The 26,940-nt window shown below is 71.9% G+C and carries 30 protein-coding genes and 1 pseudogene; 26 read left to right on the forward strand and 5 right to left on the reverse strand.

Annotated features, from left to right (window positions below):
* Positions 1-13: 13 nt before the first annotated feature.
* From IE247_RS15970 to IE247_RS15980, 4 genes and pseudogenes are all read right to left on the reverse strand, one after another.
* Positions 14-355, reverse strand: coding sequence for a hypothetical protein (locus tag IE247_RS15970; protein WP_190123779.1), 342 nt, complete (start codon positions 353-355; stop codon positions 14-16).
* The gene (locus tag IE247_RS15975) at positions 352-567 is read right to left on the reverse strand and encodes a hypothetical protein (protein WP_190123780.1); all 216 of its coding nucleotides are present in this window, start codon (positions 565-567) and stop codon (positions 352-354) included. Before IE247_RS15975 ends, IE247_RS15970 begins: the two co-directional genes overlap by 4 nt.
* Before the next feature lie 145 nt (positions 568-712).
* A pseudogene (locus tag IE247_RS34300) lies at positions 713-1,003 on the reverse strand (Scr1 family TA system antitoxin-like transcriptional regulator); the annotation flags it as partial.
* A gap of 6 nt (positions 1,004-1,009) precedes the next feature.
* The gene (locus IE247_RS15980; RefSeq protein WP_190123781.1) at positions 1,010-1,159 is read right to left on the reverse strand and encodes a hypothetical protein; all 150 of its coding nucleotides are present in this window, start codon (positions 1,157-1,159) and stop codon (positions 1,010-1,012) included.
* A 338-nt stretch (positions 1,160-1,497) separates the two neighbouring features.
* Here IE247_RS15980 and IE247_RS15985 point away from each other — a divergent pair, with 338 nt between their 5' ends.
* The 5 genes from IE247_RS15985 to IE247_RS16005 all read left to right on the forward strand — a co-directional run bounded on the left by IE247_RS15985 (position 1,498) and on the right by IE247_RS16005 (position 7,434).
* On the forward strand, positions 1,498-1,935 hold the full coding sequence (locus tag IE247_RS15985; RefSeq protein WP_190123782.1) for an XRE family transcriptional regulator: 438 nt from the start codon (positions 1,498-1,500) through the stop codon (positions 1,933-1,935).
* 29 nt (positions 1,936-1,964) lie between these two features.
* Positions 1,965-2,522, forward strand: a complete 558-nt coding sequence (locus tag IE247_RS15990) for a hypothetical protein (RefSeq protein ID WP_190123783.1) — start codon at positions 1,965-1,967, stop codon at positions 2,520-2,522.
* Positions 2,523-2,527: 5 nt separating this feature from the next.
* Complete coding sequence (locus IE247_RS15995) at positions 2,528-3,733, forward strand: MAB_1171c family putative transporter (RefSeq protein WP_190123784.1); 1,206 nt, start codon at positions 2,528-2,530, stop codon at positions 3,731-3,733.
* Complete coding sequence (locus tag IE247_RS16000) at positions 3,730-5,202, forward strand: amidase (protein ID WP_190123785.1); 1,473 nt, start codon at positions 3,730-3,732, stop codon at positions 5,200-5,202. Before IE247_RS15995 ends, IE247_RS16000 begins: the two co-directional genes overlap by 4 nt.
* 165 nt (positions 5,203-5,367) lie before the next feature.
* Positions 5,368-7,434 (forward strand): hypothetical protein, encoded by a 2,067-nt coding sequence (locus IE247_RS16005; protein WP_190123786.1) that lies wholly within the window; start codon positions 5,368-5,370, stop codon positions 7,432-7,434.
* Here the strand turns inward: IE247_RS16005 and IE247_RS16010 are convergent.
* The gene (locus tag IE247_RS16010) at positions 7,400-8,146 is read right to left on the reverse strand and encodes a 4'-phosphopantetheinyl transferase family protein (protein ID WP_190123787.1); all 747 of its coding nucleotides are present in this window, start codon (positions 8,144-8,146) and stop codon (positions 7,400-7,402) included. The two genes, IE247_RS16005 and IE247_RS16010, sit on opposite strands and share 35 nt — an antisense overlap.
* 681 nt (positions 8,147-8,827) lie before the next feature.
* Here IE247_RS16010 and IE247_RS16015 point away from each other — a divergent pair.
* The 21 genes from IE247_RS16015 to IE247_RS16120 all read left to right on the forward strand — a co-directional run bounded on the left by IE247_RS16015 (position 8,828) and on the right by IE247_RS16120 (position 26,851).
* A complete protein-coding gene (locus IE247_RS16015; RefSeq protein ID WP_190123788.1) occupies positions 8,828-9,535 on the forward strand; it encodes a helix-turn-helix transcriptional regulator in 708 nt (235 codons plus the stop codon).
* A 177-nt stretch (positions 9,536-9,712) separates the two neighbouring features.
* Positions 9,713-10,501 (forward strand): helix-turn-helix transcriptional regulator, encoded by a 789-nt coding sequence (locus IE247_RS16020; protein ID WP_190123789.1) that lies wholly within the window; start codon positions 9,713-9,715, stop codon positions 10,499-10,501.
* Between the two features lie 332 nt (positions 10,502-10,833).
* The gene (locus tag IE247_RS16025; RefSeq protein ID WP_190123790.1) at positions 10,834-11,088 is read left to right on the forward strand and encodes an acyl carrier protein; all 255 of its coding nucleotides are present in this window, start codon (positions 10,834-10,836) and stop codon (positions 11,086-11,088) included.
* Positions 11,089-11,165: 77 nt separating this feature from the next.
* Entirely contained in the window at positions 11,166-12,425 is a 1,260-nt protein-coding gene (locus IE247_RS16030) for a beta-ketoacyl-[acyl-carrier-protein] synthase family protein (RefSeq protein ID WP_190123791.1), read from the forward strand.
* Positions 12,422-13,618, forward strand: coding sequence for a beta-ketoacyl-[acyl-carrier-protein] synthase family protein (locus IE247_RS16035; protein WP_190123792.1), 1,197 nt, complete (start codon positions 12,422-12,424; stop codon positions 13,616-13,618). Before IE247_RS16030 ends, IE247_RS16035 begins: the two co-directional genes overlap by 4 nt.
* A complete protein-coding gene (locus IE247_RS16040) occupies positions 13,615-14,640 on the forward strand; it encodes a beta-ketoacyl synthase N-terminal-like domain-containing protein (RefSeq protein ID WP_190123793.1) in 1,026 nt (341 codons plus the stop codon). Before IE247_RS16035 ends, IE247_RS16040 begins: the two co-directional genes overlap by 4 nt.
* Positions 14,640-15,530: an alpha/beta fold hydrolase gene (locus IE247_RS16045; RefSeq protein WP_190123794.1), complete on the forward strand. Its 891-nt coding sequence runs from the start codon at positions 14,640-14,642 to the stop codon at positions 15,528-15,530. The genes IE247_RS16040 and IE247_RS16045 overlap by 1 nt, the downstream gene beginning before the upstream one ends.
* Positions 15,527-16,534, forward strand: coding sequence for a thioesterase family protein (locus IE247_RS16050; protein WP_190123795.1), 1,008 nt, complete (start codon positions 15,527-15,529; stop codon positions 16,532-16,534). The genes IE247_RS16045 and IE247_RS16050 overlap by 4 nt, the downstream gene beginning before the upstream one ends.
* Before the next feature lie 78 nt (positions 16,535-16,612).
* The gene (locus IE247_RS16055; protein ID WP_190123796.1) at positions 16,613-17,812 is read left to right on the forward strand and encodes a beta-ketoacyl-[acyl-carrier-protein] synthase family protein; all 1,200 of its coding nucleotides are present in this window, start codon (positions 16,613-16,615) and stop codon (positions 17,810-17,812) included.
* A complete protein-coding gene (locus IE247_RS16060; RefSeq protein ID WP_190123797.1) occupies positions 17,809-18,831 on the forward strand; it encodes a beta-ketoacyl synthase N-terminal-like domain-containing protein in 1,023 nt (340 codons plus the stop codon). Before IE247_RS16055 ends, IE247_RS16060 begins: the two co-directional genes overlap by 4 nt.
* Positions 18,832-18,875: 44 nt before the next feature.
* The gene (locus IE247_RS16065; protein WP_190123798.1) at positions 18,876-19,673 is read left to right on the forward strand and encodes an SDR family oxidoreductase; all 798 of its coding nucleotides are present in this window, start codon (positions 18,876-18,878) and stop codon (positions 19,671-19,673) included.
* On the forward strand, positions 19,670-20,707 hold the full coding sequence (locus IE247_RS16070; protein ID WP_229869140.1) for an alpha/beta hydrolase: 1,038 nt from the start codon (positions 19,670-19,672) through the stop codon (positions 20,705-20,707). The genes IE247_RS16065 and IE247_RS16070 overlap by 4 nt, the downstream gene beginning before the upstream one ends.
* Complete coding sequence (locus IE247_RS16075; protein WP_190123799.1) at positions 20,700-21,047, forward strand: DsrE family protein; 348 nt, start codon at positions 20,700-20,702, stop codon at positions 21,045-21,047. Before IE247_RS16070 ends, IE247_RS16075 begins: the two co-directional genes overlap by 8 nt.
* Positions 21,047-21,466: a hypothetical protein gene (locus tag IE247_RS16080; protein ID WP_190123800.1), complete on the forward strand. Its 420-nt coding sequence runs from the start codon at positions 21,047-21,049 to the stop codon at positions 21,464-21,466. The genes IE247_RS16075 and IE247_RS16080 overlap by 1 nt, the downstream gene beginning before the upstream one ends.
* Before the next feature lie 2 nt (positions 21,467-21,468).
* Complete coding sequence (locus IE247_RS16085) at positions 21,469-21,861, forward strand: hypothetical protein (RefSeq protein ID WP_190123801.1); 393 nt, start codon at positions 21,469-21,471, stop codon at positions 21,859-21,861.
* An 89-nt stretch (positions 21,862-21,950) separates the two neighbouring features.
* Complete coding sequence (locus IE247_RS16090) at positions 21,951-23,060, forward strand: beta-ketoacyl synthase N-terminal-like domain-containing protein (RefSeq protein WP_190123802.1); 1,110 nt, start codon at positions 21,951-21,953, stop codon at positions 23,058-23,060.
* A gap of 45 nt (positions 23,061-23,105) precedes the next feature.
* Positions 23,106-24,044: an ACP S-malonyltransferase gene (locus IE247_RS16095; protein WP_190123803.1), complete on the forward strand. Its 939-nt coding sequence runs from the start codon at positions 23,106-23,108 to the stop codon at positions 24,042-24,044.
* Between the two features lie 67 nt (positions 24,045-24,111).
* Entirely contained in the window at positions 24,112-24,375 is a 264-nt protein-coding gene (locus IE247_RS16100; RefSeq protein ID WP_190123804.1) for an acyl carrier protein, read from the forward strand.
* Positions 24,375-25,334, forward strand: coding sequence for a 3-hydroxyacyl-ACP dehydratase FabZ family protein (locus IE247_RS34880; RefSeq protein ID WP_308433238.1), 960 nt, complete (start codon positions 24,375-24,377; stop codon positions 25,332-25,334). Before IE247_RS16100 ends, IE247_RS34880 begins: the two co-directional genes overlap by 1 nt.
* 13 nt (positions 25,335-25,347) lie before the next feature.
* Positions 25,348-26,097, forward strand: coding sequence for a 3-oxoacyl-ACP reductase FabG (gene fabG / locus IE247_RS16115; protein ID WP_190123805.1), 750 nt, complete (start codon positions 25,348-25,350; stop codon positions 26,095-26,097).
* The gene (locus IE247_RS16120; protein WP_190123806.1) at positions 26,090-26,851 is read left to right on the forward strand and encodes a 2-hydroxychromene-2-carboxylate isomerase; all 762 of its coding nucleotides are present in this window, start codon (positions 26,090-26,092) and stop codon (positions 26,849-26,851) included. Before fabG ends, IE247_RS16120 begins: the two co-directional genes overlap by 8 nt.
* Positions 26,852-26,940 lie beyond the last annotated feature (89 nt).

Below are 26,940 nucleotides of genomic sequence, written 5' to 3' on the forward strand. Positions count from 1 at the left end.
CCCGGCAGACCGGCTACGCCTCCGCCTTCTCGTCCGTCCGGACCGGGGCGTCGGGCAGAAGCAGGGCGGTCAGCCAGAACAGGGCGGCGATCGTCAGCGAGCCGGAGGAGGACAGGGGGTGGATGGACCAGGCCCACCTTGCGGCGGCGGCCGCGATGTCGGCGGAGAGTCCGGTGAGCATGGGGAGGGCCGTCAGGGCCGCCGCCACGGGGACTCCGCAGTCGACCAGGTGGCGGAAGTCGGGTAGCCGCATCCGGGTGCCGACGAGCAGCGTGGCGGCGAGGGCCAGCACCAGGGAAACGGCCACCGCGCGCGGCAGGTTCCGGCTGCGGGCGAAGGCGAGGGCCGGGCTCACCGGGGCGGCCGGGGGACGGGACGGCAGTCGCCGACGGCATCGGCGGCGGCGGTGAGCCATCGGCCCTGGGCGGCGGGCGGCGCGGTGAGGACGCGTTCGAGGACTTCGCCGAATTGTTCGCCGTAGTAGTAGGTCGTGGGCGCCTTGGCGCGCGAGTGCGGCACGGCTTCCAGCAGAAAGACATCGGGGTAGCCGCCGGTCTCCGCCAGCACGGGAGGCAGGCACCCGTCCGTCCGCCGCGGAATCGCGGCGGCCGGCACCAGCGGGGTCCACACCCGTTCGGCGGCCTCCCTGACCGCGGGCGGACGGCCAAACCGGTCGCAGCCCTGGCGGTCTCTGGGGCAAGGGGGCATGGGCTTCGATATAGCCGACCCAGCGGTTCCCCTCCGTCTCCGCGAGGTACATCGGCCCTTCAAAGCCGGAGTGGTCCTCCTGGCGCAGGGGCATGATCTGGATCTCGACATCGCGGAGACGGCCCTTGGCCAGCAGGTCGTCCAGCAGGCCCCTGGTCGCCTCGGGTCCGCCCAAGCCGCGTTCCAGTAGCGCCTGCTCCTCGATCCCCGCCCACTGCTGGAACCATGACACCAGCCCCTTCTTCCGCGTCAGGCTTCGTGCCGCCGCCGCGAGGACCCGTGCCGCCGGAGGTCCGGGGGGTTACAAATGGAGCCGTCCGGCGGTGAGCACGGACAGGAGGTCGTCACGCTTCGTATAGCCGGGGTCCCACTGGCGCTTGACCTCCTGGGGCGTGGAGTCGAGCCTCGCCCGGCCTATCGTGTCGATGGCTGAGAAGGTGGCTGAGAACATCATTTCCCCCTAGCTCGGTTCTGCGTTAACAATTCACCCGTGGCGCTTTACGTAGCGGCCCGATCAGCCCTACTCGACGCCCATCTCGGTCCGAATCGACCGGATGCAGTCTGTTCAGTGGGCAGTTCGCCATGCCCGCACAGACACAGCGAAACCCTTGGCGATGCGGTGATGACGCCTGTCGCCGCGAGGGCGGTGGGCCACAGGGGCCGGACCGCGCGAATCGCCCTCCGAGCAGCCGGAGTTGGCCCCGCTGGATCGCCCCTTTAATCTCAGCTAATCTGGCACGGCCGCTGTTACAGAGTCAAGCCCAGGTCAATCGCAGAAGGGAGGCTGCCATGGCGGAAGACGGGTTCAACCTGCGCCTGAACAGGCTCTTCGAAACGATTCATCCACCAGGTCGTGGTCCGTACACGAACCAGGAAGTCGCCACGCTGCTCCGCGAACGCGGTGGCCCTTCCCTTTCCCATGTCTACTTGTGGCAGTTGCGGACCGGTCGGCGGGACAACCCCACGAGACGGCATCTGGAGGCGCTGGCGTCGTTCTTCGGCGTCCCCGTGACGTACTTCTTCGACGACGACGTCGCGGAGAAGGTCGGGGCCGAGCTGCGGTTCGTCCGGCAGCTGCGGGAGAGCGGTGTGCAGCGGGTGGCGACCCGGGTCGCCGGGCTGTCGCCCCAGAGCATGGAGGAGATCCTCGCCGCCATCGACCACATCCGGGAGAGAGAGGGCAGACCGGCTCTCGCCGACGACGAGAGCCCGGGCGAAGAACTGTGAGGAGCGGTGAGGAGCGGTGAGGAGGCGCTGTGAGACGGCGGGACCAGTTACAGCGCGACTGTCGTCGCTTCGTCCGTGACCTGGAGCTGCCGCCGAAAGAGAGCGTCCGGGATCTGATCCCCTTCGTCGAGGAGTTGTCGGGGTACCCGATCCGTCTCCTGCCCGCCCCCTCGGACGGCGGGCGGGAGGGGCTGTGCGGCATGTGGTTGAGGACCGCGGAAGGCATCGACTACATATTCGTCAACGAGGGAACCAGCCGGGCCCACCAGGACCACATCCTCGCGCACGAGATGGCGCACATCCTGCGCGACCACCAGGGAAGCCTGCCCCTGTCACCCCTGTCACCCCTCTCACCCCTGCCACCGCCCGCCACCCTGCCCGAGCGGAATCCGGTGGCCGACCGGCTCGTGACCGCCATCGACCCGGCGGTGGTGAAGATGATGCTGGGACGCACCAGCTACGAGTACCGGGACGAGCGGGAGGCCGAACTGATCGGCTCCTATCTCCAGCGCCATGTCCACGGCTCCGGCCGGAGCGCCGCAGGCCACGGCCGGGTGGCGGAGACCTTGCTCCGAGGGAAGAGGTAGCGCCCGTGCAGCAGTTGCTCCACCCCCTGTGTCTCGCCCTGGCCGTCGGCGGATTCCTCCTTCTGCTCTGCCCGCCGAGACATCTGCGGCGGGACCCCGCGCTGGCCGCGCTCGCCGGGGTCTACGGCTTCTCCGCCGTCTCCTTCCTCGTCTCCATGGAGCCGGTGTGGAGACTGCTGGACGAACTGACCGGCCGCCCCTCCACCGGCATCCTCGCCGCGTTCTGCTCCGTGGTGGCGCTGCTGGCCCTCCAGCCGGTCGTCCTCGCCCACTGGGCGCTGCCGCCGGACAGGGCCCGTAAACACACCCGGGTGTCCCTGGCCGCGGGCGCGCTCGTCGTCCTGGCGCTGACGGTGCTCTTCTTCCAGCTCGACCCCGCCGGCCGGACCACCCCGCAGGGCTTCACCGCCAACTACATCCACACCGGCGCCTATCAGGCGTATCTCGCCCTCTACGCCGTCGTCTACCTGATCGGCGAAACCGTCCTCGCCGTGGGCTGCTGGAAGGCCGCCCGCCGGACGGACCAGGTGTGGATCGCCCGCGGGCTGCGCGTCGTCGCGGCCGGCGCGGTGCTGACCTTCGGCTACAGCGCCGTCCGGCTCGCCGGGGTCGGGGCCGCGCTGTTCGACCTCACCCCGCCCCCGCCCGCGGCCGAGAGTTTCGCCTGGCTCTGCGCCGACGGCGGCACCACACTCGCCCTGACCGGGTTCTTCGTCCCGACCCTGGCCGTGCACGCCGTCCCGCAGGCACGGGCCTGGCGGCGCGCGCGCCGCGACCACCGGATCCTGACGCCGCTGTGGGACGCCCTGCACCAGGCCGTGCCCACCATCGCGCTCCAGCCCGCCCGCCCCGCCGCCCTCCCGCTCGTCCGGAACACCGGCTGGCATCTGTACCGCCGGGGTGTGGAGATCCGGGACGCCCAATGGGCGCTGCGGCACCGTCTGGAGGAGTCGGTACGTCACACCTCCGAGCAGCGCCATCGCGCGGCCGGTCTCGGCGGGGAGGAGCTGGTCGCCGCCGTCACCGCGGACCAGCTCCGCGCGGCGCTGACCGTCCACCGCCGCGACGGAACCCCCCGTACCCCGACCGAGTACGCCGACGCGGACAGCCGTGAGAGTCTGCGTACCCCGGACGACGATCTGCGCGCGCTGCTGCGCATCGCCGCCCACTTCCCCACCGCACCCGCCGAACAGGAGGCCGTTCGCTCATGAACCCGACCCACCTCTCCGCCGGCGAGCAACTGAGAGCCCTGGAGGCGGGCGAGATCTCCAGCCGGGAGCTGACCGCCGCGCATCTGGAACGCATCGCCGCGCACCCGGAGTACAACGCGGTGGTCACCCTCGACGGCGACAGAGCGCTGGCGGCGGCGGAGGCGGCGGACGAGCGGCGGGCGCGGGAACGCGGACGCGGACAGGAGCACGGACGGGAGCACGGACGGGACGGCGAGCGGGCGGGCGGGGCGCTGCTCGGGCTCCCGGTCACCGTCAAGGACTCGCTGGAGACCGAGGGACTGCGCACCGCCTGCGGATCGGCGGAGCTGGCCGACCATGTGCCCGGCCGGGACGCCGACGCCGTGGCGCGGCTGCGCGCGGCCGGCGCGATCGTCCTCGGCAAGACCAACACCCCGCCGATGTGCCAGGACATCCAGACCGGCAATCCGCTCTTCGGCACCACGCCCAATCCGCACGACCCGACCCGTACGGCGGGCGGCTCCTCGGGCGGCTCGGCCGCCGCGGTGGCCGCGTATCTGAGCCCGCTGGCCATCGGCAGCGACCTCGCCGGGTCGCTGCGGCTGCCGGGGCACTACTGCGGCGTCCACTCCCTCCGCACCAGCCAGGGCATCGTGCCGGCCCGGGGCCACATCCCCCGCCCGCCCGGCTGGCTCACGACCTCGGACATGCTGGTGCTCGGTCCCCTCGCCCGCAGCGCGGCCGATCTCGATCTCGCCCTCGACGTCCTCGCCGGTCCCTCCCCCGAGGACAGCCCCGCCTGGCGGCTGAATCTGCCCGCCCCCCGTCGGCGGCGGCTGCGCGAGTACCGCGTCGGCGTCTGGGCCGACGACCCGTACTGCCGGGTCGACGCCGAGACCCTGGCCCTGCTGGAGCGCGTCGCCAAGACCCTCCACGACCTCGGCTCCCCCGTCGACGACACCACCCGGCCCACCGACATGGCCTCCTCCGACCGTCTCTTCCAGTCCCTGATGTACGCCGGCTCCTCCGCGAGCGCCTCCCCCGAGGCCTTCGCCGCCGAGACCACCGCCGCCGCACATCTGACCCCCGACGACCGCTCCCCCGGGGCCGCCTTCCTCCGGGCCCGCACCATGCGCCACCGCGACTGGATGCTCGCCCACGAGGAACGCCGCAAGCTGCGCGAGCGATGGACCGGCTACTTCACCGACCTCGACGTCCTCATCACCCCCTCCGCCCCGACGGCCGCCGTCCCGGACCAGACCTTCCTCCCCCTCCCCGACCGCCACATCACCGTCGACGGCGAACGCCGCGGCTACTGGGACCAGACCACCTGGCTCAACCTCGTCGGCCCCGTCGGCCTCCCCGCCGCCACCCTCCCCATCGGCACCACCTCCGACGGCCTCCCCCTCAGCATCCAGATCATCGGCCCCCACCTCCACGACCGGACCGTCACCCACGTCGCCGCACTGCTGGACGCGGCCCTGAACTGACAGCCCGGCCGGGGAGCCGGGTACTCCTCGGCTCCCCGGCCGCTGCCCCGGGCCCGTCCCGGCTACGGCTACGGCTACGGCTACGGCTACGGCTGAGCTTCGCGCTGCGAAGATCGATGTCCCAAACCGCCCACCGGCCGGCCTCGTCTGCGCTATACCGATTCCGTGACCACGCCAAGAGATGTGGAAGAAGCGCTCGAAGAGCTGCGTGCGGTGCTGGACCGGAGTGTGCTGTGGCTGGACTCCGCGTCCTCCGCCCCCGAGACGCCGGAGGGGTGGGCGGAGGAGCTGGCGGAGGACATCGGCACGGTGAAGCGGTTGAGGACGCGAACCGCCTCGGCCCTGATCAATGTGGGGCTCTTCGGGGCCTTCTCGTCCGGGAAGAGTTTTCTGCTGAGTGGTTTGCAGGGCGGACTGGAACTGGTCGAGGTGCTCACCCCGGAGGGCGAGCCGGGGGACAAGTTCGTGGGGCTGCTGCCTTCCTCGCCCGTCCCGACCACCGCCTGTCCGGCGAGTGTGGTGCCGGTGGACGGATCAGTCGCCGTCGACGCCTCGGGGACCGGATTTCTGCGGGCGTCCTTCACCGATTCGAACGAGGGTGAGTGGGAGGACGTCGGGAACTCACCGGCGCCTTCGGTGATCGCCGCGTACGCCATGGAGGGGGCGGACATCACCGACCGGCTCAGGGCGCATCGCGGGCGGGATGTGGCGCAGCTGGAGATCCTGCTGGCCGGGGCCGTGCTGCCGGCGAAGCTCTACGATCTTCCCGGCTATGGCTCCCCGAATCCGATTCACGAGCAGATCGTCAGGCTGGCGATGGCCGAGTCGGACTGTTTCATATACGTCTCGCACGCGGGCCGTACGCTCTCGGAGCAGGATCTGACGCTGATCCGGGTGCTCTACGACCATTACAAGCTGTCCGGGAAGCGGGTGGTGTGGGTCGTCACCGCCATCGACGCTGCGTCGAATCTCGACCTTCGGAATGTTCCGGAGTGGAAGGCGACGGTAGCCCGCAACAACACCTATCTCAGGGAGAATTTCGCGCTGCCGGACGGGCAGCCGGATCTGGGTTTCATCGGGAGGGGATTCATTCCGGTGTCCCCGGCGCTTGAAGCGCGCGCGGCGAAGCTCAGTCTGGAGGGGGCGGAGACGGCGGCGCGGCGGCAGCGCGCGGAGAGCCGGATGGACACCTTGCGGCAGGAGATCGAGGGTCTGATCAGCACGGGGACCGGTACCCGGCACATCTCGGCCGTGGCGATCGAGGCGGAGGCCCTGTTGAGCCCTCGGCACCAGTTGCTGGAGGAGCGGCTGCGGACCGAGCGCCTTCAGCTCGATGAGCTCAGGAAACTGCTGAAGAGCCAGCAGCGTCAGCTGGAGCTGCTGGACACGGCCCTGCCACGGGTGCGGGAGGATCTTGAGCGGAAGCTTCAGAATCGCATCGGGCGGACGGTCCGGCCGTTCAACCGGCTCGCGGGGCATCTGCACGACTCGCTGGACACGGCGATCAGGGAGACCGATCTCAACAAGCCGGTCAGGGCGAACCAGATCCAGGTCTCGAAGGCTCAGCTGCTGCACAGCTGGCTGGAGTCCCCGGCCGGTCCCGCGACGATATGGATCGAGCAGTTCAACGCCTTCAAGCAGGATGTGGCCCAGGCGGTGGACCAGACCTTCGGGGACAAGGAACTCGCGGGGCGGCTGCCGGAGTTCACCTTCGATGTGAACTCCCTCTCGGTGCCCCAGCACTCGCGGCGGTCGACCACCCGGCACGATGTGGTCGCGCGGGCGGCGGCGCTGGTCGGCATCATCACTCCGGTGGCGGCGAGCGGCGGCTGGCTGTACGGCCTGGCGGCGGCGGGCACCCTGTTCCCGCCCGCCGGTTTCGTCGCGGGGGTGGCCGCCCTGGTCTTTCTCGGTATGCAGCGGCGCAGGGGCAGGGCCAGCGCGCTGGAAGTCCTCCAGGAGGAGTGGGTCAGCGGGATCGACTCCGAGGCGGCGGCGATCCAGGAGCAGTTCACCCTGACGGCCAGTGTGCAGGGAACCGATGTCATCGATCATCTGACGGACAATCTGGCGCAGTACCGGGAGCAGCTCGAACAGTCGCGTGATCTCGTCCGGGAGCGGATCGCGAATCCGGAGAACCAGTTCCGGCAGGGGATCATCGACCGGCTTGAGCCGCTCTGCGCCGAGGGCCGGGGGCTCATGGAGGCGGTTCGGCGGCTGAGGGCGTCCTGACGCCCTCGCGGAGTCTCAGCCCGCTGCCCGCGTCCGCGGGCAGCGCCACCGCCGCGATGTACGGGTCGGGCAGGGCGAGGTCGTGGACGTGCCAGGAGGTCGGGGGGCCCTGGACGGTGGTGGTGAGGTGGGCCGGGGAGGGGGTGGCGGGGTGGGAGTCGAGGGCGGAGAGGTCGGTGGCGATGCCGATGCCGACGGCTTTGAGGGTGGCTTCCTTGCGGGTCCAGCAGGTGAGGAAGGCGCGGTCGTAATGGGCCGGGTCGGGGGCGTGGGAGAGGTGGGCGCGTTCTGAGGGGGTGAGGACGCGGGCGGCGAGGTCGGGGGAGCGCAGGGGGCGCTGTTTTTCGACGTCCACGCCGATCTCGTGGGGGGCGACGGCGAGCATGACGCAGCCGGTGGTGTGGGAGATGCTGATCCAGAGGGAGTTGTCCGGGTGGGTGACCCGGGGCGGCCCGTGGTCGGGGTCGCCGCACTCGGGGCAGGGGCGGCGGCCGAAGGCCAGGCTCGCGGGGGATGCGCCGAGGAGATGGCCGAGGGTGTGGCGTACGGCGGAGCGGTAGGCGATGTACTCCGCGGCGCGGTGCGGCGGGAGCCGGGCGGCGGTGGCGTGCTCGGCGGGGCCGAGGACCGAGGGATCGGCGGGGCGGTCGGGGCCGTCGGGGCCCGAGGTGAGCCACCACCAGATGTCCACGGTGGCGGGCATCTCGGGCATCGCGGATGATTCTACTGTCGTGATCATGCCATCCACTTCCATTGCCGCCCGCAAAGGGCCGTGAGGGCGCGCGGCAAGCCTAGCCATGACGGTTGAGCGGGTGAAGCGTGTGGCACCTGCCTGCCAATGGGGCGGGACGAGACGGGACAGGACATCACGAGGTGTCACGGCGCGCCGAGTTGACACTCGATCCCATGACCATGAGTGACGATCGGGCCGTGCGCGGGCGATGCCACCGCGAGCCGGCGGCAGTTTCCTGCGAAATATTCACGCCTGGTGGCGCGGGCCCATAAATTGAGGGTTGCCCTGTGTCCGGGTGGCAGGTGTCACCTCACCCCGCCGCCGCGACCGTCGCGAAATGCTTCACTCCGCTTTGCAGCGAGAGCACACAAGCCTCAAAGTATACATTTCAGGCAGCACAAAGACGATATCGCACTTATGGAAATACCTTTACCCGGCGGATCCGGATAGGCAATAGCGGGCCCCTTGTTGACACTTCGCCAAACAATCCTCATTGACCCTGGTCAGCATGAGGAGTTAGCCTCCATACGACGTTCAAACGTTCGAAACAACGGGCGGGGGACAGTGGTTAATCGGGAGTCCAAGTCGCTGCCGGGGCCTCCGGAAAGGAACCCGGTCGACGATGAAGTCAGCCGGGCTTTATTACGGTTGCAAGAGCTGATGAAGTCCACCCAGGGCGACGGCGAGGAAGTCTCGGGGGCCGTTCGCGTCCTGGATTCCGGGGAGAGCGCGGTCGATGTCTCCGGCCAGCTGATCGACTCGGCCCGGTCCGATGTGGGGATCATCGTCCAGGCCGCCGGCTCCGAGGTGGAGGCCATCGCGCTGGAGCTGCTGAGCCGTTCGGGACATCAGGCGCGGATGCGGCTGCTGTGCGCCGCGCACGTGGTGCACTCAAGGGCGTTCCGGGCGGCCCTCGCCGACTCGGCCCTCTCGCAGACGATCCGGGTGGCCGACGCCTGTCTGAGCGAGACCGTGGTGGTCGACTCCCGCGCGGCCGTGCTCTGGACGGACCGCCCGGGCGGCGGGCGGCAGGCGTCGCTCATCTCGGACGCGGCCTCCGCCGGGGCGCTCTCCTCGCTGTTCGCCACGGGGTGGCTGAGCGCCGCGCCCGCGAAGCCCGGGGCGGAGGCCGGCCGGGCGCGCAGCGAGACGGGCCGGCGGATCCTGGAGTCCCTCCGTGACGGCCGCACCGATGAAGCGGCGGCCCGGGAGCTGGCCATCCCGCTGCGGACGTACCGGCGCTATGTCGCCGAGATCATGCGGGAGATCGACGCGAGTTCCCGCTTTCAGGCCGGGGCGCGGGCCGTGCAGCTGGGCCTGTTGCCTCAGGAGAGTGACGGAGCGAATCGCGGGACCACGAATGCGTAGGTCCAATCCGGCCGCACCGCCGGCCGGCGCGAGTGACTTGGGGGAAGAACCGTGGGGGAAGATTTCGATGCGGCACTTGGGGAAGTTCGCGATCTCATCGACACGGCCGTGTCCAAATACCGGGAATGGGCTCGGCGCAGCAGATTGGTGGTGCCCGTCGGCCCCGGTGCGGATGTGGTGAGACAGGCGATCGGACAGCTGATCAACAGCGCCCGGCACACCATCGACGTGGTGATCGCCTCCGAGATGGAGGAGACGGTACGGCTGCTGGCCGCGCTCCGGAATCTGCTCGACACGGAGGGCAGCGCGGTGCGCGCCCGGGTGGTGTGCACCCACGCGGCGCTCGAACAGGGCGCGTTCCGTGAATTCCTGGGCCAGGACGACAGGCTCCAGATCCGGGTGGCCCGGGTGCCCTATCTGGAGACGATCATCGTGGACGGGGAGGTCGTGCTGGTGCGCACCGAGCCCGGCTGGCACGCCTCGCTGGTGCACGCGCGGCCCGTTCTGGAGGCACTCCAGGGGCTGTTCCTGAGCGCCTGGCGGCACGGCACGGTGCCGCGCGACCGGATCGACCTCGGCAGCGCGGACCGTCCGGACCTGGCCGCGGCCATCCTGGAGCGGCTGAACGCGGGCGGCACCGACGAGGCCGCGGCGCGCGAGCTGGGCGTCTCGGTGCGGACCTACCGCCGCTATGTCGCGGGGATCCTGGACGTCCTGGGGACCAAGTCCCGTTTCCAGGCGGGCGTCCTCGCGGCCGAGGCCGGGCTGCTCCAGCCCTCGCACCGCAAGGCGGCGGCGACCGAGCCCCGGCTGTCGCCCTCCTCGTCCCACCGCCCGGCGCACTCCGACGCGGCGGTGCTCCAGCTGACGCACGGCGGTACGAAAGGGGCGGTCCGCCGGCCCCTGACCGGGGGCGCGCGCGGAGGGCTCACCCGGCTGACCCCCGGCGCCGCCTCCTGCCAGTGAGAACGACCCGCCTCTGAGCGCCGGGAGCACCAGGCCGCCCGAAGGGATTCAGGTTCCCGTCGGGCGGCCTTCCGCATGCCCGGAGCGGAGACGCCCGGAGCAGGGGCGCCGGGAGCAGGGACGCCCGGGGCGGAGCACCGGTAACGGAAGGGGGCCGCAGCGGTTCCCCATGGTCGAACACCTCCGGCGGCCGGAAAGTGTCAGCACCGGCCGCCCATCGGGCCCGCACCCCCCGCCTCTGGCAGCAAACGGTCACGGCCTTGAGCCTCTTTCCCCCGTCTGAATAGCATCGGAATCGTTCATTGAATTCCGACAAGGAAGCGGGAAACGACATGTCGTCGACCATCACGGAACGCCGCGAGACCATCAAGGAAATCGTCTGCGACATTCTGGAGATCGAGCCCTCCGACGTCACGGCGACGAGCCTTTTCAAGGAGGACCACGACGCGGACTCGCTGCGCGCCATCGAAATCCTCGCCTCCCTCGAAAAGACCTACAACGTCGTCATCAACCAGAGCGAACTGGGCCGCATGGTGAATCTGGACGGCGTGTACGAGGTCGTCGCGGAAGCCGCCGACTGGAAGTAGGCCGGACGGCGCGAGCGCCACGGACACGCAACCTCAGGAATGGCCGGTTCGCCGGCCTGCCAGATAACGGGATGAACATGTCTGACATACCGGCGAACAGAGTTGTCATCACAGGTCTCGGCGCGGTCTCCAGCATCGGCCTGGGAGCCACCGAATTCCTCTCCGGTCTGCGATCCGGACAGAGCGCCGCGAAGCCGATCACCTCGTTCGACACCACCGGCTACGAGCACTCCAACGCCTGCGAGATCGAGGGCTTCGACGCCCGGCAGTGGATCAAGAACCTGGAAGTCGAGACCCTCGGCCGCGCCAGTCAGTTCTCGGTGACCGCGGCGCGCATGGCGGTCGAGGACGCGGCGCTCTCGGAGGCCGAACTGCGCTCCGCGCGCTGTCTGATCTCCATCGGCACCACCGACGGGGAGTCCCGCGATCTCGACCAGCTCGTCGAGACCGAGGTGCGCCACGGCCCCGAGCGGATGGACCCCGTGGTCACCGCGCGGGTGCCGGCCGGGCGGCTGTCGGCGGCCATCGCGCACGAGTTCGGCATGACCCAGGTCGAGGCGGTCACCCTGCCCACCGCCTGCGCGGCGGGCAACTACGCCATCGGCTACGGCTATGACGCGGTGCGCACCGGCGAGATCGACTACGCCCTCGTCGGCGGGGCCGACGCGCTCTGCCGGAAGACCTTCACCGGCTTCTACCGCCTCGGCACCATCGCGCCGGAGATGTGCCAGCCCTTCGACATCGACCGCAAGGGGATCCTCACCGGCGAGGGGGCCGGTGTACTCCTCCTGGAGAGCCTGGAGTCCGCCCTCGCCCGGGGCGCGACCATCCACGCCGAGGTGCTCGGATACGGCCTCAACTGCGACGCGCACCACCCCGTCGCGCCCAACCAGGACAGCATCGCGCAGTGCATGAAGCTGGCGCTCGACAGCGCCGGCGTCACCCCGGAGGACGTGGACTTCATCTCCGCCCACGGCACCGGCACCAAGGCCAACGATGTGACCGAGGCCCGGGCGATCCGGCAGGTCTTCGGGGACCGCACCCCGAAGACGATCTCCATCAAGTCGATGCTCGGGCACAGCATGGGGGCCGCCAGCGCCCTCGCCTCGATCGGCTGCGCCCTCGCCCTCACCGAGGGCTTCATCCCGCCGACCATCAACCATGTCGAGACCGACCCCGAGTGCAATGTGGACTGCGTGCCCAACCACGCGGTCCAGGCGGATCTGCGGGTCGTCCAGAACAACGGGCTGGCCTTCGGCGGCAACAACTCGGTCGTGATCTTCGGCAAGTACCAGGCGGAGCAGGCAGAGCGGGCAGAGCAGGCGGAACGGGTATGAGCACACACTCCCCCGCCGAGGACCGGCCGGAGCTGGTCTTCACCGGCATCGGCGCGGTCGCCAGCGTCGGCGGCTCGGCCGACGAGATCTTCAGCGCCCTGTGCGCGGGCCGCAGCGGACTGGCCGAGCTGCGCTCCTTCGACCGCGACCGCTACCGGGTCCGGCACGCCTACGAGATCGACGACCGCCCGCCGTCCGGCGAGGACGAGCCGGGCCGGGCGACCCGCTGGCTGCTCGCGGCGATCGAGGAGGCCGTCCGGGACGCGGGGCTCGGCGAGGAGCTGGCCGAGGTGCCGATCCTCATCGGCACCGGGCTGCGCGAACTCCGCTCGGCCGAACTGGGCTGGCGCGACGGCGCGGACTTCGACGCCGGGCGCCTGCACTTCGGCACCGCGCTGCGCGAGCGCTTCGGAGCGGTGCGCACACACACCTTCTCCAACGCCTGCTCCGCCTCCCTGTACGCGCTCGCCATGGGCAGTGATCTGCTGCTCTCCGGCGAGACGGACACCGTTGTCGTGGCGGGCGTCGACACGCTCACCGAGAGCATGTACGGGTTGCTGGACCGCGTCCACATGGAACCGCCGGAGCAGCTGCGCCCGTTCGACCGGGACCGCCGGGGTGTGCTGATGGGCGAGGGCGCGGCGGCCGTCGTCCTGCGCCGTGCGGACGCCGCCACCGATTCCGGCACCGGCACCGGCAGCGCCGCCCCCGTACGCGGCAGGCTCCGCTCGGTCGCGGTGAACTGCGACGCGTACCACGTGACCGCGCCCGACCCGGGCGGCATCGCGGAGGCGGTGCGCGCCGCGCACCGGGAGGCCGGGGTCAAGCCCGAGGACATCGACCTGGTGATGCTCCACGGCACCGGCACCCTGCTCAACGACGAGGCCGAGGCCACGGCGGTGGGAGAGGTCTTCGGACCGCATGTCTCCCGCCCCCTGATGACGGCGGTCAAATCGATGACCGGTCACACCTCGGGCGGCTCCGGGCTGCTCAGTCTGATCGTGGCGCTCCAGGCGCTGGAGGGCGGGCGCGTCCCGCCGGTGGTGGGGCTGCGGCAGCCGGTGCCGGAGGCCGAGAAGTTCCGGCTGGTCAGAGACGAACAGCAGCTCGCCGAGCCGGCCCTGGCCCAGGTGGACGCGTTCGGGTTCGGCGGCGTCAACGCGGTCGCCGTGGTGGAGAGGGCAGCACTGTGAGCGGTACGAGCACCACCGGCACCACTGGCACCACCGGCATTCTGATCACCGGGATCGGCACGGCGCTGCCCGGCGTCGAAGGCCCCTCCGACCTGCTTCGGGCGGCCGGTCTGCCCCGGGACCCGGCGGCCCCCGCCGTCGATCCCGCCGCCCTCATCGGCAAGCGCGGACTGCGGTACAAGGACCGCGCCTCCCAGCTCGCCCTGTGCGCCGCCCGGGCCGCGCTGCTGGACGCCGGGCTGCTGGACGGCGAGGCGGCGGCGGACGGCGCGCTCACCGTCCCCGGGACCTCCGTCGCCGTGGTGGTCAGCTCCAACCTCGGCAATCTCGACACGGTCTGCGAGGTCGCCGACGGCATCAGGGCGGAAGGCGTCACCGGCATCAGCCCCATGGGCCTGCCGAACGCCTCCAGCAATGTCATCGCCTCGTCCGTCGCCATCCGGCACGGACTGCGCGGCCCCAATCTGATGGTCTGCAACGGGGCCACCTCCGGTGTGGACGCCGTGCACTGGGGAGCCGCCATGCTCCGGGCCGGCCGCGCCCAGCGGGCCCTGGTCATCGGGGTGGAGACCCACAACCGCCAGGTGGAGTGGCTGCTCGGCCGCCCCGCCGGAGAACTCCTCGACGGGGCCGTCGCCCTGCTGCTGGAGCGGGCCCCGGCCGCCGCCGGGCGCGGGGCCGCCGGGATCGCGGCGCTGGGACCGTACGCCCGGGAGGCCGGGGTCGAGGAGTGCGTACGACGGCTGCTGACCGCCTCGGGTGGACGGCCGGGCTCGTGGTACGTCCCCGAGGGCCACCGCGACGCGTCCCCGGCGGCGCTGTCCGGGGTGGCGCGCACCGATCTCACCGAGCGGTTCGGCAGCGCGTCCGGGGCGCTCGGCGTGCTCCAGTGCGCCACGGCGGCCCGCGGGCTGGCGCTCCCCCCGGCGGGAGAGCCGGGCACGGCCCTGGTGACCTCGGGCACCGACCGCGACGACGCCTCCGCCGGGATGGTGCTCCTGGCCGTGGAGGCGTCCGCGTGATGCCGTCGTCCGCTCCCCCGGTCTCCGTGCGCAGAAGAGGTACGGCGGCACCCGGCCGGCCCCGGGTGCTGCTGCTGCACGGCCTCGCCAGCGGCGGCAATGTCTGGGACGCGTATCTGGAGCGGACGGACAGCACGGACGACACGAACAGCACCGACGGCGCGGACAGCGCGGAGCAGGAGAGCTGGATCGCCGAACTCCCCTGGCGGGGAACGGAGTCGACCGGCTGGACCGATCGCTCCCCCGCCCACTGGGCGCGGCGGGCGCTGGAGCTGGTGCCCGGCGGCGCGGATGTGGTGATCGCCCACTCCTTCGGCGCGAACGCCCTGCTCTCGCTGCTCGCCGACGGCTCCGGCCCGCCCCCGGGCGTACGGATGCCGAGCGCCGTGGTGCTGGTCTCGCCGTTCTACCGGGCGCGGGCCGAAGAGTTCGGCTGGGACTCGATCGCGTACTACCTCAATGACTTCGACCGCATCCTCGCCGACGGTCTGCGGGTCCGCTCCGGCGGCCGGCTCTCCGACGAGCTGCGCCACGACATGGCGCTCAAGGTCCGCGACCGGATCGGCCCGTACGGCTGGATGAGTTTCTTCGACACCTATCTCCACACCCCCCGGCTGCGCTGCGACCGGCTGACCGTGCCGGTCCTGATCGTCGGCGGGGAGCGGGACTTCGCGGCCTTCCCCGGCGACAGCCGCGCCCTGGGCGCGGCGCTGCCGAGCGCGACCGTACGCATCCTTCCCGGGGCCGGCCATTTCGCGATGGACGAGCGGGCGGCCGAGTTCGCCGCCCTCACCCGGGACTTCATCAGCACCGCCGTCGGGCCCCTTCCGGCCCCGGACGGCGACCGCACCGACCCACACCGACCGACGAAAAGGGAGCACCACCGATGACCCTGGCGACCGGTACGGGCCTCAAGGCCCTCCTGGAGACCGAGACCACCGTTCATGTACGTCCCCGTTACGAGGGGTCGAACATCAATACGTGGATCGGCTTCAAGCACGTCAACTACATGGTCGAGGAAGCGGTCCTGGAGCACTTCCGCTCCGCCGGGCTGCCCTCCCGGGAGCTGTTCGAGGAGCTGGGCCTCGGTCTCGACCTGGTCGATCTCGACACCCGCATCCTGCACGCCTTCCACCAGGACGATGTGGCCCGCGCGACCGTCCGCCCGGTCACCGAGGGCGGCGACACCCTGATCGGGCTCGCCGTCACCCTCTTCGTCGAGCGGGACGGCAAGGAGGTCAAGGCGGTCACCTCCAAGGTGCGGGTCTCCCTGCGGATCGACAGCTACCTCCCCGCCGAGGGGATCCCGGCGGAGCTGGAGCGGTTCGCCGTACCCCGGATCAGCGATTCGGCCGGGCGGAGCGAGCACGACGGCCGCGAGGTCTCGGCGCTGCCCGCCGCCCCGCTCTCCGACGGGCGCGGCACCACCGGCGACGACCCGGTGCTGGAGCTGCTGACCTCGGGCGCGAACGCCTTCGGCTGGAAGTGGCGGATCCCCTACCCGTACTGCCACTTCAACGAGCGCCTCCAGCTCTCCGGCTATCTGCGCCAGGTGGAGGAGGTCGTGGACCTCTTCCTCGCCGACCGGGGCATCTCCATCAAGACGCTGCTGGACGACCGCCGGTGGATCCCGGTGGTCCCGCACTCCCGGGTGCGGCTGCTCGACGAGGCGCTGATGGAGGAGGACCTGTACACGGTCTTCACCGTGGAGGAGGTCTTCAAGGACTTCACCTACACCGCGCGCACCGACTTCTACGTGGTGCGGGACGGCCGTCTCGTCCAGACCGCCACCGGCCGGATCACCCACGGCTACGCGGTGTTCGAGAACCGCCGCGACTGGAGCCTGGTCAGCTTCGACGAGCGGGTGCTGAACGCGCTGGGCGGCACGTCCTAGCCAGCCCCCGGCCGGCCGCCGAGCCGGGGCCCGGCCGGGCCCCGCACCCCCTCATCCCCTGCGCACCGGAGACGATCGATGCAAGAAGTGCTGATCACTGGAGTGGGCGCGATCTCGCACCTGGGCCATGGCGCGGACGCGTTCTGGCACGGACTGCTGCGTGCCGAGAGCAGCCCCGGCGAGGTCGCCGATCCCCACGCCCGTATGTCCGTCCCGCTGATGTACTCCGTACCGGAACAGCCGCTCCCGGAGATCTCGTCCGACGGGGACTTCGACGGGGGCGGGGTCCCGCCGGGGCTCGCCTCCCGGTACGCGATCGAGGGCGCCCGGCAGGCGCTCGCGGACGCCGGTCTCGGCGAGGTGCCCGCCGAGCGTACGGCGGTGGTCATCGGGACCGGGATGGGCGACTCCGGGCTGCATGAGCGGTGGCGCACGGACGGCCGCCCCGACGCGGACGGCGAGTGGGCCCCGGTCTTCTCGGTGGCCTCGGCGCTGGGCGCGTGGCTGGGGGCCGAGGGGCCGGTGAGCAGCATCAGCAACGCCTGTGCGGCGAGCGGGTTCGGGCTGTCGGCGGCGGCGGACCTGATCCGTACGGGGGTCGCGGACGTCGTGGTCGCGGGCGGCGCGGAGGCGTACTCCCGGGTGGCGCTGGCCTGCTTCAACCGGCTGGGGGCGATCGACCCGGAGCGGTGCCGTCCGTTCGACGCCCGGCGCGCGGGGACGGTGTTCGGCGAGGGCGCGGGGATCATGATCCTGGAGTCGGCCGAGCACGCCCGGGCCCGTAGCGCTCCGCGTGTCTACGCCGAGCTGGCGGGCGAGGGGTGGAGCTGCGACGCCCACCACGCGACCGCGCCGGAGCCCGCCGGGACGCAGATCGTCCGGGCCATGCGGGCGGCGCTGGAGCAGGCCGGCGCGAGCGCCGAGGAGGTCGGGTGCGTGGTGCCGCACGGCACCGGCACCGAGCTGAACGACGTGGTCGAGAGCGGGGCGCTGCACACGGTGCTCGGCGAGCGGGCCGCGCGGACCCCGCTCTACAGCCTGAAAGCCCTGGTGGGACACACCGGCGGGGCCGCGGCGGCGCTGGGCACGGTGGCCGCGGCGCTGATGCTGCACCACCGGAAGGTGCCGCCGAACCGTCCGGTCGCGGAGCTGGATCCCCAGTGCCGGGTGCGGCTCCCGGAGTCCGAAGTCCCGCTGGAGGGCCGCTTCGCCCTCGTCAACGCCTACGCGTTCGGCGGCAACAACGTATCGCTCGTTCTGAAGGAGGCCCGCGCATGACCGCCCGCCCGTACGACAGCGGTGAACTGGTGGTCTCGGGCATCGGGGTGGTGACCCCCTGGACCGACCAGCCGGAGAAGGCGGCCCTCGCGGACCGGCCGGCGGTGCCGGGCCAGTGGTTCGACCACCGCACCCGGCTGGGGCCGCGCGGCTACAAGTATCTGCCGCCCGCCTCGCAGTTCTTCCTCGCGGCGGCGAAGTACGCGCTGGCCGACTCCGACGACGACCCGGCCCGGCACGCGGCCGAGCGGCGCGGGGCGGCGGTGGGCACCAACAGCTCGGCGGTGGCCCTGCACGACTCCATGGACCGGACGGTGTTGGAGGAGAGCGCCGCCGCGCTGAGCCCCGCGTCGGCCCCGTACTTCTCGATCAATCTGTTCGGCAGCCGACTGGCCACCGAGCACGGGCTGAAGGGGTTCAATCTCACCCTCACCACCCCCCGGGTCGCGGGGCTCGAATCGCTGGAGACCGGGGCTCGCGCGGTGGCCGCCGGGCGGGCGTCCTGGCTGCTCGCGGGGGCGACGGAGGAGGCGCTGCCGGAGGGGCTGCCCGGCCATGAGCGCTCCGAGCGCGGTGCGGCGGCCCTGGTGCTGGAGCCCGCCGGAGCGGTGCGGGCGCGCGGGGGGCGGGTGTACGGCGGCTGCCGGGTCAGCAGCCACTTCCTCGCGCCCGCCGTCGCGGCGTCCGCCGAGGGGCCCGAGCGGGCCCGGCGGCTGATCGCGCGGGGCGTGGCGGGGGCGGGCTTCGACGGCACCGGCACCGGTTCCGGCTCCGGTGCGGCGGGCGTGCTCCGGGTGATCGCCGTGGTCGACGAGTCGGCGGTCGGTCGGGCGGTGGCGAGCGCCGCCGGTCCCGGTGCCACCCTCGTGGCGGCGGGCGCGGGCGCGCTGGAACCGCTCCTCCAGGTCGCGGGAGCGCTGGCGGAGCTGACCGCCCCCGTGCTGGTGGTGGCCACCGCCCCCGGTGGAAACCTCTCCCTCGCCCTGCTCACCCCGCCCGCGGGCCAAGACGGCCGCTGACCGGCGCGCCATCACTGTCCATCGGATACGAAGCGAGACTTGCCATGACCACCACACCACTCAAGGACACCTGGGCCCTGATCCTCGGGTCCTCCAGCGGCATCGGGCTGGCGAACGCCCGGGCGCTGGCCCGGGAGGGCGTCCATGTCCTCGGGGTGCACTTCGACACCGCCGAGGGACAGGAGAAGGCCGAGGCCGCCGTCGAGGAGCTGCGCTCCGCCGGGGTGCGGGCGCACTTCTTCAACGCCAACGCCGCCAGCCCGAACACCCGCGCCGAACTGGTGCCGAAGTTCGCCGAGCTGACCGGCGGCGAGCCGCTGCGCGTGCTGCTGCACTCGCTCGCCTTCGGCACGCTGCTGCCGTACCTCCCGGTGGACGGCGGGCCTGCCATCACCTCGCGCCAGATGAACATGACGCTCGATGTGATGGCCCACTCGCTCGTCTACTGGGCGCAGTCCCTCACCGAGGCCGGTCTCCTCGGCCGGGGCTCCAAGGTCTTCGCGATGACGAGCGCGGGCGATCAGAAGGTCACCGCCGCCTACGGCGCGGTCTCCGCCGCCAAGTGCGCGCTCGAATCGCATGTGCGGCAGCTCGCGCTGGAGCTGGCCCCGCGCGGTGTCGCCGTCAACTCGCTCCGGGCGGGGGTGACGGTGACCCCCTCGCTGGAGCGGATCCCCGGCCACCGCGAGCTGATCGAACTGGCGGACCGCAGCAATCCGCACGGCCGGCTGACCCTTCCGGAGGATGTCGCCGAGGCCGTCGTCACCCTGGCCCGCTCCGACTCGTCGTGGATCACCGGCAATGTCATCGGGGTCGACGGCGGCGAGGCGCTGACCTCGTGACGGGTACGGGTACGGGTACGGGAGCGAGTACGGGTACGGGTACGAAGGCGGGGAGGCCCGCCGCCGGGAGCCGGGCCGAGCGGGTGCTGCGCACGGCGCTGCGCACGGCGGTGGGTACGCTCGCCACGGTCGGCGCCGGGGCGTCGCTGGCCGCCCGCCACGCGTTCGAGCTGTACCACCCGCAGGCCGCGCCCCCGGGCCGCACCCCCGCCGAGAAGGGGCTGCCGGTGCGCGATCTGCGGATCACCACCACCCGCGACCGGGTGACGCTCAAAGCGTGGGCGGTGCCCGCCGACGGCCCGCACACGGTGGTGCTCTGCCACGGCATGGGCCGTACCCGCTCCATGGTGCTGGGCCACATCAAGCTGCTGCACGAGGCCGGTCACCATGTCGTCGCCTACGACATGCGCAACCACGGCGAGAGCGGACGCGAGCGGAAGTACGGGAGCATGTCCGACCGCTACACCGGCGATCTCGCGGATGTGATCGCGGCGGTGCGCGCGGACCCGGAGCTGAACCGGGGCGAGCTGGCCGTGATCAGCTTCTCCTTCTCCACCTGGGTCGCGCTGCATGTCCTGGACCGGCTCCCGGTCCCGCTCGCGGCGGTGATCTGCGACAGCGGCCCGATGGACGACACCGCGGGCGGGCTGCGGCACTTCGCGCGGCTGCGCCGCTCCACCCTGCCCGAGCGGCTGCGGGAGGGGGTGGGCTTCGCGGTCTACCGCGATCTCTTCGCCCGGATCTGTCTGCACATGCTCGCCGTGCGGAACTGGCCGCCGAGGCTGGACGGCGTACCCACCCGGCTGATGTTCATCGCGGGCGGCGAGGACCCCGTCGTCCCCGCCGAACAGGTCCTCGCGGTGGCCGCCCGCTACCCGCGCGCGGAGCGCTGGACGGCCCCGAACGCACTGCATATGAACGCGGTCCGCTTTGACGCGGAGGAGTACCGCACCCGGGTGCTCGGCTTTCTGGCGGAGGCCTTCGACGCCGCCGCTGACGCCGGGAACACGAAGGAGGCATCGGGCCATGGCTGAGTATCTGCTCGTCGAGTCCCAGGGCCGGTACGCCGGCCCCGGCTCGCGGGACTTCCTCGGCGACGCCGAACGGCTGGCCGCGTCCGGTCACACCGTGACCGTGCTGCTGATCGAGAACGGGGTGACCGACGGCGTCGGAACAGGCGCCGGAACAGGCGCCGGAACCGGCTCGGACGCCGTCGAACGGCTGCTGGAGGCGGGTGTACGGGTCTGGGCGGACGGCTTCTCGCTGGAGCAGCGGGCCCTGGCGGCGCTGCTGCGGCCCGGGGTCCGGCGGGTGGGGATGGACGAGGTGGCGGAGCAGCTGCTGAGGCCCGCCGTACAGGGAGTGTGGCACTGATGGGCGGCGGAACGGGCAGGGAACTGCCGCGCGCGGACATGCTGATCGCCATCATGGGCGCGCCCCACACCGGCGATCTGGTGACCTCCGCGTTCCGGCTGGCCCAGGCGCTGCTGGAGCGCGGGGCCTCGGTCCATCTGTGGACCTGCGGCCACGCGACCGGGCTGACGCGGACGTCGCTGGGGGACGAGAAGCCGCGCAATGTCGTGGACTGGGCCCGCGCCTATCCGACGACCGCGGCCCTGGCCGCCGAGCTGCTGGCGGCCCACCCGGCGAAGCTGCACTGGTTCGCCTGCCGCTTCTGCAGCCAGGAGCGGGGGGCGGACGCGCACATCCCGGGCATCAGACTGCGCGCGCCGTTCAAGTTCACCGAACATCTGGAGGCCGCCGACAAGTCGTTCTTCCTGGGGGTGTGCTGACCATGGCCGACACCGGACGCCGTCTGCTGATCATCGAGCGGGCCTACCGGGGCGGGGTGGAGACCCAGTTCGCCGACGTGCTGTATTTCGCGCGGGAACTCAACCGCCAGCAGGGCGGTCTGGACATCCTGCTGCGCGGTCTCGCGGTCACCTTCGCGGCGGCCGACCCGGCTCCGACGCCCGTGCTCCATCTCGCCGGGCGGGAGCTGGACACCCTGCCCGACCCGAGGGCGGCCGTGCGCACCCTCCTCGCGGAGGGGGCCGGGATCTGGGCCCAGGACGGTGAACTGGAGCGGTTCGGAGCGGGTCCCGGATGGCTGCTGGAGGGCGTACGGCCGACGAGCGACGCCGCCTTCCCCGACTGGCCCGGCTATCGGAGCGTGCACTTCCTCTGACCGCCGAACCGACTCAGCGCCGAACCGACTCAGCGCTGAACCGATGAACCGATGAACCTGTGAAGCAACCGAGAGGAGCACCGCGTCCCATGGCCACCGCCACCACCGCCGTCCGAGGACCGCTCATCACCGCCTGGTCCGTCGTCTCGCCCTACGGTCTGGAGAGCGCCCAGTTCGCGGCCGGGCTGAGCAGCGGCAGGACCACCGCGGCCCCCCTCGACCAGGCCATCTGGTCGGCCCCCGTGGACACCGCCTGTCTGGTCCCCGACTTCAGCCCCGCCGCCGTCCTCGGCCGCAAGGGCACCCGCTCCATGGACCGGGTCACCGGTCTCGCGGTGACCGCCGTGGGGCAGCTGCTGCGCGACCGGGACGGGGAGCGCATCGCCGGTGTCGGCGAGGACGCCGCCCTGGTGCTCGGCACCAACACCGGCAGCGCGCAGAGCATGATGGACTTCACCCGCGACTCGCTGGTGCAGGAGAAGCCGTTCTTCGTCGACCCGATGCGCTTCCCCAACACGGTGATGAACTGCGCGGCCGGCCAGTGCGCCATCTGGCACCGGCTCAAGGGCCCCAACACCACCGTCGCCGGGGGCAGGGCCTCCGGTCTGCTGGCGCTCAACTACGCGCTGCGGCTGCGGAGGTCGGGGCGGGCCAGGACCGTGCTGTGCGGGGCGGTCGAGGAGTTCTCGGCGGCCCGCGCCTGGCTGGAGGTGCACACCCGGCGCGCGGACGAGAGCGAGTCCGTGCTGGGCGAGGGCGCCGCCGTACTGCTGCTGGAGTCCGCCGAGGACGCGGCGGAGCACGGCCGCTCCGGGCTCGCCGAGGTGCTGGCCCTGGAGTTCGGCGTCTTCCACTCGGACGACCAGGTCGCCACGGTCCTCGCGGACAGCGTCCGCCGGGCGCTGGCGCGCTCCGGGGTGCGGGTGGACGAGATCGCGCTGGCCGCCGACTCCCAGGCGCACGGCGTCCGGGGGCTCGGCGAGCGCGCCGCGCTGCGGGACGTCCTGGGCGGCCACTGCCCCGAGCGCATCGCCTGCGCCGAGCCGATCGGCGACACCCACGCGGCCTCCGCGACCTTCCAGACAGCGGCGCTGCTGACGGCCGCCCGCGCGGCCGGCGGGATGACCGGCTCGGTGGGTCTGGTCACCTCCGTCGACCGGGACGGGGTCGTGGGCTGTGCCGTGCTCCGGCTGGGCTGAGCGGCCGGCCGAGGCCGGGCGGAGAGACAAGAGGAAGGCAGGGACATGAGCACGGAAGCACCCCGGGTGGGACTGCTCTTCCCCGGGCAGGGCGCGCAGCGTCCCGGCATGGGCGGGGCCTGGCGCGACTGCGCCTCCTGGGACCTCGTCGCGGCGGTCTCCGAGATCTCCGGCACCGATGTGGCGGAGCTGCTGCTGACCGCCGACGAGCAGACGCTGCGCCGTACCGATCTGGCCCAGCTGGCGATCTTCACCACCTCGCTGATGGCGTACCGGGAGGCCGTCGCGCTGGGCGTGCTGGGCGAGGTCGTCGCGTACGCCGGGCACAGTCTCGGCGAGTACGTCGCCCTGACGGCCTCGGGCGCGCTGCCGTACGAGGACGCGGTACGCCTGGTGGCGGCCCGCGGCCGGGGGATGCGGGAGGCTGCCGGGGCGCGGCCGGGCACCATGGCCGTGCTGCTGGGCGTGGAGCTCGCGGCGGTCGAGGAGGAGACGGCCGCGATCCGCGCGGACGGCGGTCCCGGGGTGTGGGTCGCCAATCTCAACTGCCCCGGTCAGGTCGTGTGCTCCGGTGTCCCCGAGGGGCTGGAGCGGCTCTCGGCGCGGATCGCGGTCCCCGGTGTGAAGGTGATCGCCATCCCGGTCGGCGGCGCGTTCCACAGTCCGCTGATGGGCCCGGCGGCCGACGATCTCGCCAAGGCTCTGACGGAGGCCCGGTTCGCCGCCGAGCACGGGACGGTCATCGCCAATGTGGACGCCCGGCCGTACACGAAGGACGCCGACTGGGCAGACTTGATGACCCGTCAGCTCACTTCCCCGGTCCGCTGGGAGGAGAGCGTACGGACGCTGACCGGCGAACTCGGCTGCGCCCGGCTGCTGGAGCTGGGGCCCGGCACCACCTTGACCTCGCTGATGCGCCGTATCGACAAGAGCGTCGGGGCGGCCGCGCTGAACAGCGCCTCCGCCGTCGCCGCGCTCGCCTGAACCACATCCGAACCACCACTGAATCACTCATCGAACATCGAACATCGAACGTCGAAGGAGACAACCCATGTCCGACAACGCCAACACCGCCGTCCTCGACAAGGAAGACCTGCGGGAGACCGTCGCCGAAGTGCTCGACGTCGACGAGGCGAAGCTGACCGACGAGGCCCACTTCGTCAACGACCTCGGTGTGGACTCCCTGATGGCCCTTGAGGTGATGGTCGTCCTGGAGAAGAAGTACGGCGTCAAGCTCGGCGAGTCCGAGCTGAAGGAGGTCACCTCCCTCCAGAAGGCCCACGACCTGCTCGACGCCAAGCTGAAGGCCCTCTGATGGCCGTGCTCGACGCCGGCCCGGTGCGGGCCGTGCCCGAGATCGCGTCCGGGCCGGGCGAACCGCCGCGCACCGTCGTCCAGGTCGACGCGGACGAGCGGGTCTTCCCCGGCCACTACCCCGGGTTCCCGATCTTCCCGGGGGTCTGTGTGGTCGAGCAGGTGCGCCGCAGCGCGCTGGCGACCGTACCCGCCGAGGCGGGGAAGGTGATCGTGCGGGCCGTCGAGTCCACCCGGTTCCTCTCCCCCGTCTTCCCCGGCGACCGGCTGACCGTGGAGCTGAAGTGGTCGCCCCGGAACGGGGCCTGGCGCTGCGAGGCGGTCGCGTCGACCGAACGCGGCCGTGCGGCGACCGTACGGCTGCGGCTCGTCGCGGCGGCGGAGGAGCCCGGACCCGCGGCCGGACCCGCGGCCGGGGACGCACCGCGTCCGGGTGAGGGCGTCGGCGCGCTGACCATCGGCGAGATCAAGAAGGTGCTGCCGCACCGCTATCCGATGCTGCTGGTGGACCGGGTCGATGAACTCGTCCCCGCCGAACGGCTGACCGCGGTCAAGGCCGTGACCTGCAACGAGCCCTGGTACCAGGATCTGGCCGAGGAGGCCGGGGACGAGGAGCACGCCTATCCGCAGGCGCTGCTGGTCGAGTCCTGGTGCCAGGCGGCCGGGGTGCTGGCCGCCTGGGACAGGCCCAACCCGGATGTGCTCTCGGGCCAGGTGATGCTTTTCGGCAGCATCTCGGACGTCGTCCTCGCCCGGCCGGTGCTCCCGGGCGAGGTGCTGGAGCACCGCGTACGGCTGGTCCGCGCCCTCAGCGACACCGTGATCTTCGAGGGCGAGTCTCTGTCGGCCGGCGAGATCGTGATGGAGGTCGGCCGCGTCGTCATGGCGATGCGCCCGGCCGGGGAACTCACCGGCGCGCTGCCGGGCGCCCCCGCGGCCGTCGCCGCCGGGGCTCACTAGGGATGGGGTCGGGATGAACGAGACATCGGCGGGCGAGCGCGGGGTCGCGCTGATCACGGGCGGCACCCGGGGCATCGGCCGGGCCACCGTGCTCAGGCTGGCCCGCGACGGGCACGACGTCGCCTTCTGTTACGCCTCGCGGCCGGACGCCGCCGTCGAGCTGGAGAAGGAGGTGTCCGAACTCGGCGTCCGCGTCTACTCCCGGCAGACGGATGTGTCGGACCCGGACGCGGTGCGCGCCCTGGTCGCCGAGACCGAGGAGCGGCTCGGCACCGTCGGCACGGTGGTCACCTCCGCGGGCATCGTGCGGGACCAGCCGCTGCTGATGATGTCGGACGACGACTGGCAGCGGGTCCAGCGGGTGAATCTGGACGGCACGTACCATCTGTGCCGTTCGGTGGTCTTCGAGATGATGAAGCGCAAGAGCGGCTGCATCGTCAACATCTCGTCGGTCGCCGGGGTCTACGGCCATGCCACCCAGAGCAACTATTCGGCGTCCAAGGCGGGCATCATCGGCTTCACCAAGGCGCTCGCCAAGGAGGTGGGCCGCTACGGCATCCGGGCCAACGCGATCGCCCCCGGCTTCATCGACACCGACATGACCTCCGCCCTGCCCGACAAGGTCAGGGAGCAGGCGGTCAAGACCATTCCGCTGCGCCGGCTCGGCCGTCCCGAGGAGGTCGCGGACATGGTGTCGTACCTGGTCGGAGCGGAGTATGTGACGGGCGCGGTGCTCCAGATCGACGGAGGACTCGTTGTCTGACACGGCTGACACGGTCGGCACAACCCGCCGGTCCGGGGCGCGCAGGCCGCCGCCCCGGTTCTACTTCTCACTGCGCAGCCCGTACTCCTGGATCGCCTACCGGGATCTGACGGCGGACCATCCGGATCTCGCGGCGGCCGTGGAGTGGCGGCCGTTCTGGGAGCCCGACGAGAGCAGCGCCGGGGCCCTGGCCGAGGCGGGCGGGGGTTTCCCGTATGTGGCGATGTCCCGGGAGAAGCATCTGTACATCCTCCAGGACGTACGGCGGCTGACCCGGGCGCGGAAGCTGGAGATGAGCTGGCCCCTGGACCGGGAGCCCGTCTGGGAGGTGCCGCATCTGGCCTGGTTCGTCGCGGCGGACGCGGGGCTCGGCCGGGAGTATGTGGAGCTGGCCTACCGGGCGCGCTGGCAGGAGGGGCGCGACATCTGCGATCCGGCGGTCGTCGGGGAGCTGGGGTCCGCGCTCGGGCTGCCCGCCGACCGGATGGCGGGCGCGGCGCTGGACGCCGGGCTGCGCGCCCGGGGGGTCTCGGCGCTGCTGGACGTCCACCGCGACGGTGTCTTCGGGGTGCCCTTCTTCGTCCACCGGTACGACAAGTTCTGGGGGGCGGACCGGCTCACGGAGTTCGCCGAGGCGGTGGGAAACTCCGCGGAGAGGCGTCCAGCGGCAGGTCAAGGGGCCGACGGCGCAAAGGAGTTCGAGAGTAGGGTGAAGGGGTCGGCCGACGGGGGACACGCCGGCGGCTGCGGCTGAGACCGACTCGCGGACCGTGCGCGCACCGCGACACCCAGAGGGGGAGACGAATGCCGAACGACCCTGCCGGACAGCGGGACAGAGGGAAT

This window comes from Streptomyces inusitatus (assembly GCF_014651115.1).
Lineage (GTDB): Bacteria > Actinomycetota > Actinomycetes > Streptomycetales > Streptomycetaceae > Streptomyces > Streptomyces amakusaensis.

Excerpts from the sequence above, each read along its gene's own strand:
- IE247_RS15980 (WP_190123781.1), bottom strand. The coding sequence starts at position 1,159 with ATGTTCTCAGCCACCTTCTCAGCCATCGACACGATAGGCCGGGCGAGG.
- IE247_RS15985 (WP_190123782.1), top strand. The coding sequence starts at position 1,498 with ATGGCGGAAGACGGGTTCAACCTGCGCCTGAACAGGCTCTTCGAAACG.
- IE247_RS16000 (WP_190123785.1), top strand. The coding sequence starts at position 3,730 with ATGAACCCGACCCACCTCTCCGCCGGCGAGCAACTGAGAGCCCTGGAG.
- IE247_RS16010 (WP_190123787.1), bottom strand. The coding sequence starts at position 8,146 with ATGCCCGAGATGCCCGCCACCGTGGACATCTGGTGGTGGCTCACCTCG.
- IE247_RS16015 (WP_190123788.1), top strand. The coding sequence starts at position 8,828 with ATGAAGTCCACCCAGGGCGACGGCGAGGAAGTCTCGGGGGCCGTTCGC.
- IE247_RS16025 (WP_190123790.1), top strand. The coding sequence starts at position 10,834 with ATGTCGTCGACCATCACGGAACGCCGCGAGACCATCAAGGAAATCGTC.
- IE247_RS16030 (WP_190123791.1), top strand. The coding sequence starts at position 11,166 with ATGTCTGACATACCGGCGAACAGAGTTGTCATCACAGGTCTCGGCGCG.
- IE247_RS16035 (WP_190123792.1), top strand. The coding sequence starts at position 12,422 with ATGAGCACACACTCCCCCGCCGAGGACCGGCCGGAGCTGGTCTTCACC.
- IE247_RS16045 (WP_190123794.1), top strand. The coding sequence starts at position 14,640 with ATGCCGTCGTCCGCTCCCCCGGTCTCCGTGCGCAGAAGAGGTACGGCG.
- IE247_RS16050 (WP_190123795.1), top strand. The coding sequence starts at position 15,527 with ATGACCCTGGCGACCGGTACGGGCCTCAAGGCCCTCCTGGAGACCGAG.
- IE247_RS16055 (WP_190123796.1), top strand. The coding sequence starts at position 16,613 with ATGCAAGAAGTGCTGATCACTGGAGTGGGCGCGATCTCGCACCTGGGC.
- IE247_RS16060 (WP_190123797.1), top strand. The coding sequence starts at position 17,809 with ATGACCGCCCGCCCGTACGACAGCGGTGAACTGGTGGTCTCGGGCATC.
- IE247_RS16065 (WP_190123798.1), top strand. The coding sequence starts at position 18,876 with ATGACCACCACACCACTCAAGGACACCTGGGCCCTGATCCTCGGGTCC.
- IE247_RS16075 (WP_190123799.1), top strand. The coding sequence starts at position 20,700 with ATGGCTGAGTATCTGCTCGTCGAGTCCCAGGGCCGGTACGCCGGCCCC.
- IE247_RS16080 (WP_190123800.1), top strand. The coding sequence starts at position 21,047 with ATGGGCGGCGGAACGGGCAGGGAACTGCCGCGCGCGGACATGCTGATC.
- IE247_RS16085 (WP_190123801.1), top strand. The coding sequence starts at position 21,469 with ATGGCCGACACCGGACGCCGTCTGCTGATCATCGAGCGGGCCTACCGG.
- IE247_RS16090 (WP_190123802.1), top strand. The coding sequence starts at position 21,951 with ATGGCCACCGCCACCACCGCCGTCCGAGGACCGCTCATCACCGCCTGG.
- IE247_RS16095 (WP_190123803.1), top strand. The coding sequence starts at position 23,106 with ATGAGCACGGAAGCACCCCGGGTGGGACTGCTCTTCCCCGGGCAGGGC.
- IE247_RS16100 (WP_190123804.1), top strand. The coding sequence starts at position 24,112 with ATGTCCGACAACGCCAACACCGCCGTCCTCGACAAGGAAGACCTGCGG.
- IE247_RS34880 (WP_308433238.1), top strand. The coding sequence starts at position 24,375 with ATGGCCGTGCTCGACGCCGGCCCGGTGCGGGCCGTGCCCGAGATCGCG.
- fabG (WP_190123805.1), top strand. The coding sequence starts at position 25,348 with ATGAACGAGACATCGGCGGGCGAGCGCGGGGTCGCGCTGATCACGGGC.